The sequence below is a fragment of the Actinoplanes sp. NPDC051388 genome, from assembly GCF_055586225.1.
Genome location: NZ_JBVJIP010000012.1, coordinates 124606 through 139203 on the forward strand (window position 1 = coordinate 124606; position 14598 = coordinate 139203).

Sequence of the window (14598 nt, forward strand, 5' to 3'; positions counted from 1 at the left end):
CTAAGCGTCTGGGTCCCAGTCCAGGAGCAGGTCGAACTGGCGGCGGTCGCCGCCGAGCTTCAGGGAGTCGACCGGGACGCGGCCGTAGAGGGCCAGGACCAGGTCACTCGCCGAGCCCTCGACGGAGGCGTCGGCCTCCCCGGCCTCGCCGGCTTCTCTGGCCGGCGCCGGGAGACGGCTGAGGCGCGCGCCGTCGGCGGCGAGTGAAAGTCGCCAGACGGGGCCATCGGTGATCCGGTAGTCGACGGCGGCAGGTTCGTGCGGCCAGCGGTAGGCGCCCGCGCAACTGGTGGACAGGAACTCGCCGACGCCGTCCACGGCCACGTCGTGCGGCAGCGGCTGCGGGTCGCCCAGGGTGAGTTGGATGTCGTAGGTGTGCACCGCGATCTCATGGACCTGGTGCCGGGCCGCGGCGCCGCTGGTCTGCGGCGACTCCGAGCGGTCCCACCACGTCCAGCATTCGCGGTCCGGTCCCGCCTCGCGCAGCGCGTCCAGCATCTCCTCGGTCGAGCCCGCCAACCAGGCGAGCAGGGCCTCGCGCTCCCGCGGCGCTTCCGACACGGACCTGATCGGGGGAGCGGCGGCGGGACCGGCGGCGACGATGGCCGCCCACTTGCGCCGGCCGTCGCCCAGGTGCTGCGCCAGGTCGTGCAGCGCCCACCCCGGACAGCTCGGCACCGGCTTGTCGAGATCGGGCGCGGCGCCCAGCGCGGCGACGAAGGCCGCCGACCGTTCGTCGATCAGCCGCAACAGTTCCGGAAACGCCAGAGTCTCTTCCACCCGGGATGTCTACCACCATCCTCACCAGCGGGCTGCCCCTCTGACCGCGGCGGCCACCTCGCGAACAGATCCCGTGGTCGCATCGACCACGACATCCTCGACCCCCGCCCCCCGGAGAATGTCGTCCAGTTCACCGGAGCGGTGGAGATGCCAGCCCAGTCGGGCGGGTGCGGCCACGACTGCCGGAGCCAGTCGACGTCGATGACCGCGTTCGCCACCCCGGCCTCGGTCAGCAGATCCCCGAGCGCCTCGGCCACCGAGGTCTTGCCCGCCCCGACCGTGCCGTTGATCAGCAGAGCCCGCGGCGGTTGATGCACGCCCACGAAGCTACCGGGTCGAGGATGGGGTCATGACGATCGAACTCAGCCTCGCCGAGCTTCGCGAGATCGCCGGCTATGCGGCCGCGTGCGCCCGGCCCGCTCTGGAGGTCTTCGAACGCGAGCGCCCCGATGATCGGCGGCCCCGCGACGCGATCGAGGCCGCGCAGGTGTTCGCGGACGGCGGCAGGCGCACCAAGGCGATCCGGGACTGCGCCTGGGCGGCGCAACGGGCGGCCCATGACGCCCGGGATGCCGGGCAACTCGCCGCTGTCGACGCCGCGCGCGCCGCCATGGCCACGTGCGGCGCCGCCTATCTTCATCCGCTCGCCAAGGCGACCCAGGTCAAGCACATCGTCGGAGCGGCCGCACACGCCGCGCGAGCGTTCGAGCTGGCCGTCGGTGACGACCCGGCCGATCACCTGACGCGGGCGCGGGATCGAGCGAATCCCGTCGTCATCGACGTCCTGAGGCGCTACCCGTCCGCGCCGCCCGGCGGCGGCCCGGCCGGAGAGCTGATGCGCCGGCTGGACGAGTCCCTACGATCGTCCGATGGCCGAGATCCGCAAGTTCGAGCCCGATGACCTGCCCGGCGTCCTTCGCCTGTGCGAAGCGGAGGGCTGGCCGTCCTTCCCGTCGGATCCGGCGCGGGCGCTGCGCATCCTGACCGCCCCGGGCGTCACGACGGTGGTCGCGGTCGACGGCGCCGACGTGGTCGGTTTCGCTGAACTGTTCAGCGACGGGGAGGTGCAGGCGTTTCTCGCGACCCTGCTGGTCGACGTCTCCCAGCGGGCCACCGGGATCGGCCGCCGGCTGGTCGTCGAGGGCCTGCGACTCGCCGGCGGGGAACGCCTCGACACGCTGAGCGAGGACGGCGCCACCGGCTTCTACCGCTCGTTCCCGCACTTCGAAAAGCCCGGCTTCCGCCTCTATCCCTTCCACAAAGCCTAAGAGGCCTGGCCGATGGGCATGTCGGCCAGCCAGACGTCGGCCAGGTCGCTGAGCGGCACGTCGAGGGCCTGACTGAGGCAGACCACCGTGCCGAAGGCCGGCGCCGGCAGGCGGCCCGCCTCGATCTTGCGTAGCGTCTCGGGAGACATGCCGGCCGCCAGGGCCACCTCGACGAGGCTGCGGCCGGCCCGCGCGGCCCGGAGGGCGACGCCGAGGCGCTGGCCCGCAGCGATCTGTTCGGCGGTGAGCGGTTGGCGAACCATGCCAGCAGGATATCCCTCCGCAGCGGCCCCGACCGGGGGTGGTATAAAAATACTGGTATTAAAATACCGCATCGGGAGAGGGAGGCTGTCGTGATCGAGCTCAAGTCCGCCGGGGAGATCGCCCGGATGGCGGTGGCCGGCCAGTTCGTCGGCGAACTGCTCGCCGAGCTGAACGGGGTCGCCGCGGTCGGCGTCAACCTGATGGACCTCGAACACCACGCCCGCCGCCGGATCAAGGAACGCGGCGCCGAGTCCTGCTATTGGGACTACGCCCCCTCGTTCGGTCGCGGCCCGTTCCGCAACGTGCTGTGCCTGTCGGTCAACGACGCGGTGCTGCACGGCCTCCCCCACGACTACGTGCTGCGCGACGGCGACCTGCTCAGCATCGACATGGCACTCGGCATCGGCGGGTGGGTCGCCGACTCGGCGCTCTCCTTCGTCGTCGGCGTCCCCGACCCGGCCGACCTGAAGCTGATCGAGGCCACCGAGGTCGCGCTGGCGGCCGCCATCACCGCCGCCCAGCCCGGCGGGCGGCTCGGCGACATCTCCGCCGCGATCGGAGCGGTCGCCCACTCCTACGGATACGGCGTCAACGGCGAGTTCGGCGGCCACGGCATCGGGCGCACCATGCACGAGGCCCCGCACGTCTCGAACGACGGCCGTCCCCACCGCGGCATGAAGCTGGAGCCCGGCCTGACGCTGGCCATCGAACCCTGGCTCTGCCGATCCACCGACAAGATCAAGTACGACGACGACGGCTGGACAATCCGCTCGGCCGACGGCTCCAACACCGCGCACTCGGAGCACACCATCGCCATCACGCCGTCCGGACCTCAGGTCTTGACCAGCCGCCCCGCCGATGCCGTGACCGAACCGTCCAGGAAGTCCGCCACGGCCTCCTAACGAGTGCGGACCCGCAGGAACGTCACCGAGTTGGCCGGGAACGTGTGCGTGAAGGTGGAGGCGACGCCGGTGACGGTCGAGGTGACCGGCAGGACCGGCTGCGAGGTGCCGGTGTTCACGGCCTGCGGATCACCGGTGATCACCGTCTGGGTCGCCCGCGAGGCGACCCGCCGGCCGCCGAGGTCCAGAGCCGTCACGGCCGGGCTGTCCTGGGCGTTCACCACCTTGACGATGAGGTCGGCGCCGTCCTGGGTGACGACCTGAGCGAACGGCTCCGACGCCCGGTTGTCCGCGAACGAACCCCACAATGCGCCGTCGACGAACAACTGCACCTGCGTGCCGCGTACCGAGATCTTGAGGTTGTAGGTCTGGCCTGTCACCACCGAATCGGGACGGGTGAGCAGTTGTTCCTTCGCCCCGCCGGTCATCTTCTCCACGGCGCCCTGCGTGTTGTTCCAGCCGCCGAGGTTCCACCAGTAGAGGTTTTCCGCGTTCTTGACGCCGAACGCGATCAGGAATCCCTCGTTGCCGGCCGTCTTGGTCGCGGTCAGCGTCATGTCGTAGTCGGTCAGGGAAAGGTCGCGCGCGGCGGTCAGCGTGTTCTCCGCGGTGACGTCGGTCTGCGCATAGGCGCCGTCGATCACCGACCAGTTTCCGCGCCCGGCCAACGGCGACCAGTTTCCGGCGCCCGCGGAGAAATCGTCGCTGAACAGCGGGGTGCCGTCCGGCGCGGTCACCCGGATGTCGTCATAACGCGCGGCCGTCGCCCAGGTCGACAGCCCGATCGAGCCGGTGATCGGCTGCGGTTCGATCACCTGGCCGGTCGCACGGCTCGGCACCACCCGGTCGCCGACGTTGTTCATGAACAGCTTCTGCACCTGGTAACTGGTCGAGCCCCACGACGTCCGGTTGTCGAACCAGATCATGTCCGGCGTCCATTGCGTGTTGTCCACACTGGCCAGCAGGGGCGCATAGGACGCCAGCTTGACCACGTCGGCGTTGCGTTCCAGGCCGGTCATGTAGGCCGCCTCGGACAGCGCGTTGAACAGCCGGTTGTTCTGCGACGCGTATTCGCCGAGGAACACCTTGGGGCCGTTGCGGTCGTAACTGTCGTAGCGCCGATTGTTCTGCAGGAACCAGGACGGGCTGTTGTAGTAATGCTCGTCGACCATGTCGGTGCCCGCCGCCCGATTGAGCGACCACAACCGGTCGAACGTCACGCCCTGATCGTCCGGGCCGGAATTGCCGACCACCACCATTGACGGGTACGCCGCTTTGATCGCGTCCCGGAAGCGCAGGAAGTTGGCGAAGTACTGATCCGGCAGATTCTCCTCGTTGCCCACCGCCACGTGGGTCAGCCCGAACGGCGCCGGGTGCCCCATCTCCGCGCGCAGCCCGCCCCACATCGTGGTGACTGGCCCGTTGGCGAACTCGATCAGGTCGAGCGCGTCCTGGATGTGCCGCCGCAGCAACGCTTCGTCGTCGGTCGCCCGGTTCTGCCCACAGCCGGTGACCAGGGCCGGCAGCACCGGCAGGGCCATCGCCCCGATGTCCTCGGCGAATTGGAAGTACTCGAAGTAGCCGAGCCCGTAACTCTGGTTGTAGCCCCAGAAGTTGGCGTTGGTGGCCCGCGTCTCGACCGGCCCGACGGTGTCCTTCCACTGATAGGAGCGGGCCCGCGGATAGTTCGACGCCGCGTCGTACGCATAGTGGCTGTTGGTGTTGACCAGGCAGCCGCCGGGGAACCGCACGAACCCGGGGTGCAGTGCCGCGATCTTCTGGGCCAGATCACGCCGCAGCCCGTTGGGCCGGTCCCGGAACGTGTCCCGCGGGAACAGCGAAACCATGTCCAGCCGCAACGTGCCGCTCCCGGTGGCGGCGACGGTCAGCCGGCCGGCGTCCGAGCCGCCGGTCGCCCGGAAGGTCCCGCTGTACTTCCGCCAGCCGTCGCCGCTCACCGCCACGGCGAGCGGCCGCGCGAGGGCCTGACCGGCGGCGTCATGCAACGTGATCGTCAGGGGCGTGCCGGTGTCACCGCGTGCCCACACCGAGAAGTCGTAGCGTGAGCCGGGCCGCACCGCGATGCCGCCCGCGTAGCCACCGTTGGTCACCGCGGCCGTGCCGCCCGCCAGGTCCATCCGGAGGTACGTGCGGTTGCGCTCGTTCATCCGCTGGTCGTCGTCGACCGCCGTGACGGCCGCCGCGCCCGATCGCGTCCACGAGGTCATCGCCGTGTAGGACGGGTTGTCCACCGGCCGGAACTCGAACGACCGGTTCCTGATCAGTTCGGCGTAGAGGCCGCCGTCCGCCGCCGAGTTGATGTCCTCGAAGAACACTCCGTACATCGAATCGGAGATCTCCGGGCCGTCGGCGGCCGGGCCGAGCGTGATCGTGTAATCCGGCGCCGCCGAGGCGGGCGCGGCGGCGGTCACGACGACCAGGGGAGTGGCGATGAGGGCGGCGGCGAGCCGCCGGATCCGGGATCCGCGCATTGCAGCAGGCTAGCCGCGGAAGCCCGTCGATCATGGACGGGCGTCAATGTCCATTCGTGAACGCGCGATCTCGGTTTGCGAAGAATCAGCCGCCGGCCATCGCGCCGACGATGAGGAAAGGTTCCTTTCCGGAGACCACCTCGTCGGGCAGCGGCGCGTCCGGCGATTCGTTGGACAGGTCCTCCTCGCACGCGAAGAACCGCACCAGCGCCCGCCGCCCCCCGGACTGCCGGTCGCGCATCGTGCCGCGCAGCATGGGCCAGCGCTCCTCGATCGCGTCCAGCAGCGCGCGCTGGGTGGCCGGGCCGGTCAGGTCGACCTCGATCTCGCCGGTGACCCGCGCGAGCGTGCGCAGGTGCACCGGCAGGATGACGCGGATCACGGCAGCACCTGAGCTTCCACGGACAGCACCGCGGGCAGGTCGCGGACGATCGGCGCCCACGAGTCGCCGGCGTCGGCGGACGCGTAGACCTGGCCGCCGGTGGTGCCGAAGTAGATGCCGCAGTCGTCCAGCGTGTCCACCGCCATCGCGTCGCGCAGCACGTTGACATAGCAGTTCTCCTGCGGCAGGCCGGCGGTCAGCGCCTCCCAGCGCTCTTCGCCGCCGCGGCTGCGATAGACGCGCAGCTTGCCGTCCGGCACGTAGTGCTCCGAGTCGCTCTTGATCGGCACCACGTAGACCGTCTCCGGCTCGTGGGCGTGCACCGCGATCGGGAAGCCGAAGTCGCTGGGCAGGTCGCCGCTGATCTCGCGCCAGGTGCCGCCGGCGTCGTCGGTGCGCATCACGTCCCAGTGCTTCTGCATGAAGAGGGTGTCCGGCCGGGTCGGGTGCTGCGCCAGGCGGTGCACGCAGTGGCCCACCTCGTGATCCTCATCGGGGATCTCACCGGACCGCAGGCCGCGGTTGATCGGCAGCCACGACTCGCCGCCGTCGTCGGTGCGGAACGCGCCGGCCGCCGAGATCGCCACGAAGATCCGCTGGTCGTTCGCCGGATCCAGGATGATCGTGTGCAGGCACATGCCGCCGGCGCCGGGCTGCCACTGCGGACCGGTCCGATGGGTACGCAGCGCGGTCAACTCCGTCCACTGCCGCCCACCGTCGGTCGAGCGATAGAGCGCGGCGTCCTCGGCCCCGGCATAGACGGTGTCCGGGTCGGTACGCGACGGCTCGAGGTGCCAGACCCGTTTGAACTCCCACGGCCGCGGCGTCCCGTCGTACCAGAGGTGCTCGCCCACCTCGCTCTGGTAGCTGAAGTCGTTGCCCACCGGCTCCCAGGATCGGCCGCCGTCGTCGGACCGCTGGATGACCTGGCCGTACCACCCCGTGGTGACGGCGGCCCAGAGCCGGTCGGGGTCGGCCGGAGAGCCGTTGACGTGGTAGACCTCCCAGCCGCCGAAGTGCGGCCCGCTGACCGCCCAGTCCTTGCGGGCGGCGTCCGAGGTCAGCGTGAAGGCGCCCTTACGCGTGCCGACGAGAATTCGAACTCTGCTCATTTTTCTGCCCCTCCATCTGCGGTTACGGCGCATCATCGCGCATCTCGGTTGGACGATCACCCGTTTGGGGTATTCACTAGGGTCTATGTCTATCCGTCTTGTCCGGATCATCCTCATGAGCGCCGTTGTGGTCGCCGCGTCGGTGGGCCTGCCCGCCGCCCAGGCGGCGACCGCGAGCGCCGGTGAATACGACTTCACCGTGGGTGAGACCGTCAACAGCCGCATGACTGTGCCCTGGGGCATCGACTTCTTCGCGGACGGCCGTGCGGTGGTCGCGGAGCGTACCGGAAGGGTCTGGATCGTCGAACCGGGAGCGGAACCGCGGGACCTGGGCGCGCTGCCGGGAGTGCTGGCCTCCGGCGAAGGCGGCCTGCTCGGGCTCGCGATCAGCCCGGCGTTCGACGAGGACCGGTTCGTCTACGCCTATCTGACCACCTCGGCCGACAACCGGATCGTGCGCTTCCGCGAGGGCGAGATCGGCAGCCCCGAGCTGGTGCTCGGCGGCCTGGCCAGGTCCACGATCCACAACGGCGGGCAGATCGCCTTCGGGCCGGACGGCCTGCTCTATGCCGCGGTCGGCGACGCCAACGTGCCGGCCAACGCGCAGAATCTGAACAGCCGCAACGGCAAGATCCTGCGGATGACGCCGACCGGGGAGGTGCCGGCCGGCAACCCGTTCGGGACGCTGGTCTACAGCTACGGCCACCGCAACGTGCAGGGGCTGGCCTGGGACTCCGCGGGCCGGCTGTTCGCCACCGAGTTCGGCCAGAACACCTGGGACGAGATCAACCGGATCGAGCCGGGCGTGAACTACGGCTGGCCGGTCGCCGAGGGCACCGGGACCGATCCCGCGTTCCGGAACCCGCTGGTGGTCTGGCGCACGTCGGAGGCCTCGCCCAGCGGCGCCGCCATTGTGAACAACATCATGTATGTCGGGGCGCTGCGCGGCACCCGGATCTGGGTGGTCCCGCTGACCGCCGAAGGGGAGGCCGGCACGCCGGTCGCCGAGGCCCAGGGACTGTACGGACGGCTCCGCGGCGTGGCCGTGGCCCCGGACGGAGCACTGTGGGTGACCACCAGCAACCGTGACGGCCGGGGCACGCCCGGGGCGCAGGATGATCAAGTCTTGCGGTTCCGGCCGACGATCTGAGGCAGCGGCAGCTATCTTTCTTATCCGTGAGGCGACGCCGACTTCTCGAGATCACCGCGGCCGGCGCCGCCGTCTCTCTTGCCGGGTGTTCATCGTCCAGCGCGAAGGGTGAGGCGGCGGCGCCGCAGCCCGCGCCGTCGTCCACCCGGAAGCCCTCGGCGGAGCCCACCTGGACCAAGCCGCCCGCCCGGACCACCGGCCCGCTGTCCGAGCGGGCCGTCTTCGGGGCCTGGGCCAAGGACGGCAAGGGGCTGGTCGACGATCACGTGCATTTGGAGAACGTGCTCCGCACGAAGCTGCCGGTGTTCTCCTGGTTCCAGTCCTTCGGCGCCTGGGACAACCAGACCAGCGACCGGATCGCGGCGCTGCGCCCGGACCAGCCGTACGACAGCATGCTCTGCTGGGAAGCCTTCGACGTGCCGTTCGCGGACATCAACGACGGCCTGCTGGACCGTTATCTCTCCGACTACTTCATCGCCGCCAAGCGCTACCCGGGCCGGGTGATCATCCGGCTGTTCCACGAGAGCAACGCGGACTGGTACCCGTGGGCGGTCGCGCACAAGGACTCCGCGGTGCGCGACACCGGCGCCTGGAAACTGGCCTGGCGGCGCATCGTCGGGATGGCGCGCCGGGTGGAGGCGAACAACGTCGCGTTCATGTTCTGCCCCAACCACGTCGACTTCGGCAAGTTCCGCGCCGAGGACTACTGGCCGGGCCGGGAGTGGGTGGACGTGATCGGGGTGGACGGTTACAACCGGCGATGGCGGGGTGACGGCACGCCGCAGTACGAAGCGGAGGACATCATCGGCCCGATGTACCGCCGGCTCACCAAGCTGCACCCGACCGCCGAATTCATGGTCGGCGAGATCGGGTCGGCCGCGCACGAGAAGAAGGCGGAGTGGCTCGAGGCGCTCTACCGCACCACCCGGTTCCCGCGGCTCACCAAGATCGCGTTCTTCCACGAGATCAAGGGTCAGAACTGGCGGCTCGACTCGGACCCGAAGACGCTGGCTGTGAACCGCAGATACCTGGCCCATCAGAAGCGCTGACACGCCGCGTTCGTCTGGCGGTCGGTGGCACGTCGTTGACGCTTCTCGATTTCTTGCGCCGCCGGCCGCCGGGCGGTCGCCGTCGCTGAATCCGGCATTCACGCCCCGCCCGGAGCGTGTGCCGCATGGCGACGATTCATCGACGCACGTTCGTCCTCGGCGGACTCACCGCCGGCGCGGTGGCCCTCACCCCTCGGGCCGGCCGGGCCGCGGTGCCCTTTCCCTTCAAGCTCGGCGTGGCCTCCGGCGAACCGGACGCCGGCAGCGTGGTGCTGTGGACCCGGCTGGCGCGCGATCCGCTGGCCGCCGACGGTTTCGCGGGCATGCCGACCGCCGACGTCCCGGTGGAGTGGCAGGTGTCCACCGACGACAGTTTTCGGTCGCTGGTCACCTCCGGCTCGGTCACCGCGGTGCGGACCAACGCGCACTCCGTCCACGTGGTGGCGGGCGGGCTCGTGCCGGACGCCGAGTACTACTACCGGTTCAAGGCGCAGGGGCACGTGTCGCCGGTCGGGCGCACCCGCACCGCGCCGGCCGGCGGCACCTTCGGGCGTGACCTGAAGATGGCGTTCGCGTCCTGCTCGCACTACGAATGGGGGTACTTCACCGCGTACCGCCGGATGGCCGAGGACCGGCCCGACCTGATCCTGCACCTGGGCGACTACATCTACGAGTACGGCGCCACCACCGGCCACACCCGGCAGCACGCCGGCGGCGAGACCGTCACACTGGCCGACTACCGCCGCCGCTATGCGCAGTACAAGTCCGACCAGGACCTGCAGGCGGCCCACGCGGTCGCGCCCTGGCTGGTGGTCCCGGACGACCACGAGGTGGAGAACAACTACGCCACCAACGTGCGCGCGGACAGCACGCCCGCACTGACCTCGGAGCAGTGGATCGCCCGCCGGACCGCCGCCTACCGCGCGTACTACGAGAACATGCCGTTGCGGCCTTCCGCCGCGCCCACCGGCAACGCCATCCAGCTCTACCGCCGGGTGCGCTGGGGCCGGCTGGCCACCTTCCACCTGCTCGACACCCGGCAGTTCCGCAGCGACCAGGCCTGCGGCGACGGCTGGAAGGACTGCGCCGACGCCGGTCTGACCGGCCGCAGCCTGACCGGCGGCGCCCAGGAGACCTGGCTGCTCGACGGCCTGGCCCAGCACTACGGCACCTGGGACATCCTCGGGCAGCAGGTGTTCTTCGCGGCCATGGTGGACCCGGCCGGGAAGAGCAACATGGACGCCTGGGACGGCTACCGCGCCAGCCGCGCCCGGATCCAGCAGGGCTGGCGCGACCGGGACGTGCGCAACCCCGTGGTGCTCACCGGCGACGTGCACCGGGCCTGGGCCAACGACCTCAAGGCCGACTACACGAACGCGAACTCCGCGGTGATCGGCACCGAGCTGGTCTGCACCTCGATCACCTCGGACGGCGACGGCGACGACACCACCACCACGCCGGAACGGCCGCTCAACCCGCACCTGCGCTTCTATTCCAACCGCCGCGGCTACACCCGCATCGAGATCAGCCCCACCGAGATGCGCGCCGACTTCCGGGCCGTCGCGCAGATCACCGAACACGGCGCACCGGCCACCACGGTCCGGTCCTTCGTCATCCCGGACGGCCGACTCGGCCTCCAGAGTCTCTAGGCAGGGGATCCATGTACTCGCTGGCCGTCGCGTCTCTGATCTGGACCACCGCCAACAGCGTCGCCACCGGCGACCAGGACCACGCGGCCGTCGCCGCGGACCGCAACGGCCGCGTCGCCGTGGTCTGGGAGGACGACCGCGACACCACGGCGCCGGAGAACGACAACCACTCCGACGTCTACCTGCGCCTGTTCCAGGACGGCGCGCCGGTCTGGGAGAAGAAGCTGTCGGCCGGTGGCCCGGCCGGCACGAACTGGACGCACGTCAGCCCGGACGTCGGCATCGACGAGCGCGGCAACACCGTGGTGGTCTGGGCCGAGGACGGCGACGGCAACGGAGTGTTCAACATCGTCTACCGGGTGTTCTCGCCGGCCGGCACGCAGATCGCCGGCGCGCAGGCGCACGCGAGCGCGGCCGGCGATCAGATCCGGCCGGCCGTCGCGGTCGACCCGGACGGCACGCCGGGCAGCAGCACGGCGGTCGCTTTCACGGTGGTCTGGGAGGACCTGCAGAACGGCCGGACCACAGTGCGGGCGGCCGGTTTCACCTCGGCCACCACCCGGGCGTACGAGGTGCCGGCCGGCCAGGACAGCGGCGCGCACCACCGGCCGGACGTCGCCGTGTCCGCCTCGGGCGACGCGATCGTCGTGTGGGAGCAGGATGCGGACGGCGACGGCGCCGAGGACGTCGGCCTGGTCCGGCTGGCGAAGGCGAGCGGCGCGGTGCTCACCACCCGCCGGGTCGCGCACGCCGCGACGGCCGGCCGGCAGACCCGCCCGGCCGTCGCCGCGGACTTCGCCGGCGACTTCGCGGTGACCTATCAATCCGACCAGACCGGTACGCCGGGCATCTGGGCGCGATCCTTCACCTGGTCGGCCGCTCCCCGCCACACCGAGGTGCAGGCCGCCGCCGGCACCGCACCGAGCGTCGGCCTGGACGACCAGGGCCGGGTGCTGCTCGGCTGGTCCGCGAACACGGACAACTGGATCCGCGGCCTGAATCCGGACGGCACCGCGACCGGCCGCCTCGGCGCACAGCAGGCGGCGTCGACCATGACCGGGCGGCAGGACGAACTGGACGCCACCGTCTCGCCGTGGAACGAACTGGTCGTCGCCTACACCGACGACACCGACGGCAATACCTGGGACCAGGTCATCCTCGGCGCCGGCGGCACCAACGACACGTCGGCCGAGGACGCGGACGATCGCTAGGGACAGGCCCTAAGGGGCCAGGTGGCGGCGGAGCAGCCGGTTGAGCACGCCGCGCACATCGGCGGCCGGCACGATGTCGAGCAGCGCCCGCACGATGTAGGGCTCAGGCTCGCGGTCGGCCACCACCAGGCCGATCCGGGTGCCGCGGGAGCGGCCCGCCATCGGCACCACCCGCATGCCGCCGGGCACGCCGAAGGTGTGCAACCACGCGTGCGCGATCACGCTGGACCAGCGGCGGGTCGCGATGTGCGCATAGAGCGCGTCCACCGTGTCCGTCTCCACCGCGGGCTGCGGCACCGGGCCGTGCGCGGCGAACAGCCCGTCGATGATCCGCCGGTTGCGCATCCGGGTGGTGAGCAGCACCAGTGGCAGCTTCGACACCTCGGCCCAGGTGACGCTGGTGCGATCGGCCAGCGCGCCCTCCTGCGGGGTGAGCAGCAGGTAACGCTCCTCGTAGAGCGGGAGCGAGCGCATGCCGGCCAGCGCCTCGTCGTCCAGATAGGTCAGTGCCACGTCCAGCTCGAAGTCGGCCAGCCTCGGGGCGACCTCGCGCGACGTCAGGGACGCCAGCGAGACCCGCACCTCGGGGTGCCGGGTGCACAGCGGGGTGACCAGCAACGCGGCCGCGGTCAGCGCGGTCGGGATCGCGCCGAAGCGCAGCGTGCCGGTGAGCTCGCCGCGCATCGAGGCGAGGTCCTGGTGCAGCGCGTCGGCGCCGGCCAGGATGCGGTGCGCCCAGAGCAGCACCCGCTCGCCCTCCGGGGTGAGCCCGGCGAATCGGTGACCGCGCAGCACGATCTGCACGTCCAGCTCGCGCTCCAGTTTGCGGATGGCGGTGGACAGCGACGGTTGCGAGACGTGGCAGGCCGCGGCCGCTCTGGCGAAGTGGCGTTCACGGGCCAGCGCGACGAGATATTCGAGCTCTCTCAGCAGCACCGTCTGTGACATACTGCATACAGTAGACCACCGGAGGTGTTTGTTGTGGCAGAGATTCGCGACGTGCACGGCCGCCGCTACGCGGTCGGCAGCACCGATGCCGAGCTCCTCGGCCGCCCGCGGGTGTGGATGCTCCGCCTGGCCTGGCTATCGATGGCCGCGGTCAGCCTCTTTCAATACGGGTACGCTGCCGCGCTGCCCGGCTTCGTCACGGCCAACGGCTGGACCCTGCGCCAAGGCTTGCTGGTCCTCGCCGTCTGGGTGTTCTGCCAGGCCGGATCCGCGGCCCCGGCAGCCTGGCTCTTCCGCCGTTCGGGCAGCGGGCCGGCGCCGCTGCTCGTCGTCGCGGCCGTGCTGTGCGTCGGCGGCCTCCTCGCCCTCGCGCACACCGGCAGCCTCGCGGTCGCCATCGCCGGTTATTCGGTGGCCGGCGGCATCGGCACCGGTCTGGCCTATGTGGTCAGCCTCGGCACCGTCACCGAGTGGTTCCCCGAGCGCATCGCGAGCGCCAGCGGCGCGGTGAGCGGCGCGTTCGGCTATGGCGCCGTGCCGTTCGTGCTCGTCGCCGGCCCGCTGATCGAGGGCGGCGGCAAGACGGTGTTGCTCGACGTCGCCGCGATCGTCGTGGCCGGTGTGCTGATCGCCGCCGCCGTCCTGATCCGCCGTCCGCCGCGCGACTGGTGGCCCCCGCACCTCGACCCGCAGCGCTGGGCGGTGGACCGCAGCCTCAATCGGAGCCTGCCGAACAACATGCCTGCCCTGCGCCACTTCGACCTGCGCGCGGCCGTGCGCAGCGGCGTCCTGCCGATCCTGTTCGTGGTCGTGCTGTGCACCTCGGTGATGGCCTTCTTCGACATCGCCGTGCTGGCCGGCTCGCCCTGGCCGGCCGTCTCGATCGCCGCGCTGGCCCTGGCCACCGGCCTCGGCCGATACGCGAGCAGCCGCCTCTCCGACCGCCTCGGCCGCCGCCGCACCCTGGCGCACGCGCTCGCGATCGGCGCCGTGGCCCAGTTCGTGCTGCTCGCCGCGGTGGACGCCGGCAACGTGACGGCCGTCGTGCTCAGTGGCGCGATCGCCGGGGTGGGCACCGGCGCCGGCTACTCCCTGCTGGTCAGCCTGGTGCGCGACTGGTTCGGGGGCGACGCCACGCTCTCCAACTATGGCGTGGTCTACACCGGCAAGGCGGTCGGCGGCGTGCTCGGCATCGGCCTGGCCGCGGGCCTGCTGAACCCGCCGGCCTTCGCGGTGGCCGGCGGTCTGGGCCTGATCGGTGCGCTGTTGGCCTATCGTCTGCGCCAGCCGGGCCGTCCGATGTTGACGCCGCCCCGCTGAACCGATCTCCGCGCAGGCGTCTGAACTGCGGTTTCGTCACCATTCAGGATGTCTATCGATGCGTTTGCGAC

The 14598-nt window shown here is 70.9% G+C and carries 15 protein-coding genes; 8 read left to right on the forward strand and 7 right to left on the reverse strand.

The features are described 5' to 3' along the window. Positions 1 to 780: a maleylpyruvate isomerase family mycothiol-dependent enzyme gene (locus ACZ6TI_RS28365; RefSeq protein WP_465348207.1), complete on the reverse strand. Its 780-nt coding sequence runs from the start codon at positions 778 to 780 to the stop codon at positions 1 to 3. Beyond that, positions 741 to 1103, reverse strand: a complete 363-nt coding sequence (locus ACZ6TI_RS28370; protein WP_465348208.1) for a zeta toxin family protein — start codon at positions 1101 to 1103, stop codon at positions 741 to 743. The genes ACZ6TI_RS28365 and ACZ6TI_RS28370 overlap by 40 nt, the downstream gene beginning before the upstream one ends. Before the next feature lie 26 nt (positions 1104 to 1129). Here ACZ6TI_RS28370 and ACZ6TI_RS28375 point away from each other — a divergent pair, with 26 nt between their 5' ends. Both ACZ6TI_RS28375 and ACZ6TI_RS28380 read left to right on the forward strand, forming a co-directional pair. Then, the gene (locus ACZ6TI_RS28375) at positions 1130 to 1681 is read left to right on the forward strand and encodes a putative immunity protein (RefSeq protein ID WP_465348209.1); all 552 of its coding nucleotides are present in this window, start codon (positions 1130 to 1132) and stop codon (positions 1679 to 1681) included. Then, positions 1650 to 2048 (forward strand): GNAT family N-acetyltransferase, encoded by a 399-nt coding sequence (locus ACZ6TI_RS28380; RefSeq protein WP_465348210.1) that lies wholly within the window; start codon positions 1650 to 1652, stop codon positions 2046 to 2048. The genes ACZ6TI_RS28375 and ACZ6TI_RS28380 overlap by 32 nt, the downstream gene beginning before the upstream one ends. Here ACZ6TI_RS28380 and ACZ6TI_RS28385 read toward each other — a convergent pair. After that, positions 2045 to 2311 (reverse strand): helix-turn-helix domain-containing protein, encoded by a 267-nt coding sequence (locus ACZ6TI_RS28385; RefSeq protein WP_465348211.1) that lies wholly within the window; start codon positions 2309 to 2311, stop codon positions 2045 to 2047. The genes ACZ6TI_RS28380 and ACZ6TI_RS28385 overlap by 4 nt on opposite strands. A gap of 90 nt (positions 2312 to 2401) precedes the next feature. On the opposite strand from ACZ6TI_RS28385, the gene map reads away from it, so the two are divergent. Further along, the gene (gene map / locus ACZ6TI_RS28390; protein ID WP_465348212.1) at positions 2402 to 3214 is read left to right on the forward strand and encodes a type I methionyl aminopeptidase; all 813 of its coding nucleotides are present in this window, start codon (positions 2402 to 2404) and stop codon (positions 3212 to 3214) included. On the opposite strand, the gene ACZ6TI_RS28395 is transcribed toward map, so the two are convergent. From ACZ6TI_RS28395 to ACZ6TI_RS28405, 3 genes are all read right to left on the reverse strand, one after another. Then, positions 3211 to 5706 (reverse strand): alpha-L-arabinofuranosidase C-terminal domain-containing protein, encoded by a 2496-nt coding sequence (locus tag ACZ6TI_RS28395; RefSeq protein WP_465348213.1) that lies wholly within the window; start codon positions 5704 to 5706, stop codon positions 3211 to 3213. The two genes, map and ACZ6TI_RS28395, sit on opposite strands and share 4 nt — an antisense overlap. A gap of 85 nt (positions 5707 to 5791) precedes the next feature. Continuing rightward, a complete protein-coding gene (locus ACZ6TI_RS28400) occupies positions 5792 to 6088 on the reverse strand; it encodes a MoaD/ThiS family protein (protein WP_465348214.1) in 297 nt (98 codons plus the stop codon). Continuing rightward, positions 6085 to 7200, reverse strand: a complete 1116-nt coding sequence (locus ACZ6TI_RS28405; RefSeq protein ID WP_465348215.1) for a WD40/YVTN/BNR-like repeat-containing protein — start codon at positions 7198 to 7200, stop codon at positions 6085 to 6087. The genes ACZ6TI_RS28400 and ACZ6TI_RS28405 overlap by 4 nt, the downstream gene beginning before the upstream one ends. A 115-nt stretch (positions 7201 to 7315) precedes the next feature. Between ACZ6TI_RS28405 and ACZ6TI_RS28410 the strand changes: the two genes are divergently transcribed. The 4 genes from ACZ6TI_RS28410 (at position 7316) to ACZ6TI_RS28425 (ending at position 12259) form a co-directional block, all read left to right on the forward strand. Then, positions 7316 to 8350, forward strand: coding sequence for a PQQ-dependent sugar dehydrogenase (locus ACZ6TI_RS28410; RefSeq protein ID WP_465348216.1), 1035 nt, complete (start codon positions 7316 to 7318; stop codon positions 8348 to 8350). 26 nt (positions 8351 to 8376) lie between these two features. Continuing rightward, positions 8377 to 9399, forward strand: a complete 1023-nt coding sequence (locus ACZ6TI_RS28415) for a glycoside hydrolase family 26 protein (RefSeq protein ID WP_465348217.1) — start codon at positions 8377 to 8379, stop codon at positions 9397 to 9399. A 125-nt stretch (positions 9400 to 9524) separates the two neighbouring features. Next, positions 9525 to 11048 carry an alkaline phosphatase D family protein gene (locus ACZ6TI_RS28420; RefSeq protein WP_465348218.1) on the forward strand — a complete coding sequence of 508 codons (1524 nt, stop codon included), beginning with the start codon at positions 9525 to 9527 and terminating at the stop codon, positions 11046 to 11048. Positions 11049 to 11059: 11 nt separating this feature from the next. Then, positions 11060 to 12259, forward strand: a complete 1200-nt coding sequence (locus ACZ6TI_RS28425; RefSeq protein ID WP_465348219.1) for a hypothetical protein — start codon at positions 11060 to 11062, stop codon at positions 12257 to 12259. Positions 12260 to 12268: 9 nt separating this feature from the next. Here ACZ6TI_RS28425 and ACZ6TI_RS28430 read toward each other — a convergent pair whose 3' ends face one another. Next, positions 12269 to 13207, reverse strand: coding sequence for a LysR family transcriptional regulator (locus ACZ6TI_RS28430; RefSeq protein WP_465348220.1), 939 nt, complete (start codon positions 13205 to 13207; stop codon positions 12269 to 12271). A 33-nt stretch (positions 13208 to 13240) separates the two neighbouring features. Here ACZ6TI_RS28430 and ACZ6TI_RS28435 point away from each other — a divergent pair, with 33 nt between their 5' ends. After that, positions 13241 to 14527: an MFS transporter gene (locus tag ACZ6TI_RS28435; protein WP_465348221.1), complete on the forward strand. Its 1287-nt coding sequence runs from the start codon at positions 13241 to 13243 to the stop codon at positions 14525 to 14527. Positions 14528 to 14598: the final 71 nt, after the last annotated feature.

Bases quoted from the DNA above. Each gene is read 5' to 3' on its own strand.
- ACZ6TI_RS28375 (WP_465348209.1), top strand. From the start codon at position 1,130: ATGACGATCGAACTCAGCCTCGCCGAGCTTCGCGAGATCGCCGGCTAT.
- ACZ6TI_RS28380 (WP_465348210.1), top strand. From the start codon at position 1,650: ATGGCCGAGATCCGCAAGTTCGAGCCCGATGACCTGCCCGGCGTCCTT.
- ACZ6TI_RS28385 (WP_465348211.1), bottom strand. From the start codon at position 2,311: ATGGTTCGCCAACCGCTCACCGCCGAACAGATCGCTGCGGGCCAGCGC.
- ACZ6TI_RS28395 (WP_465348213.1), bottom strand. From the start codon at position 5,706: ATGCGCGGATCCCGGATCCGGCGGCTCGCCGCCGCCCTCATCGCCACT.
- ACZ6TI_RS28405 (WP_465348215.1), bottom strand. From the start codon at position 7,200: ATGAGCAGAGTTCGAATTCTCGTCGGCACGCGTAAGGGCGCCTTCACG.
- ACZ6TI_RS28410 (WP_465348216.1), top strand. From the start codon at position 7,316: ATGAGCGCCGTTGTGGTCGCCGCGTCGGTGGGCCTGCCCGCCGCCCAG.
- ACZ6TI_RS28420 (WP_465348218.1), top strand. From the start codon at position 9,525: ATGGCGACGATTCATCGACGCACGTTCGTCCTCGGCGGACTCACCGCC.
- ACZ6TI_RS28425 (WP_465348219.1), top strand. From the start codon at position 11,060: ATGTACTCGCTGGCCGTCGCGTCTCTGATCTGGACCACCGCCAACAGC.
- ACZ6TI_RS28430 (WP_465348220.1), bottom strand. From the start codon at position 13,207: ATGTCACAGACGGTGCTGCTGAGAGAGCTCGAATATCTCGTCGCGCTG.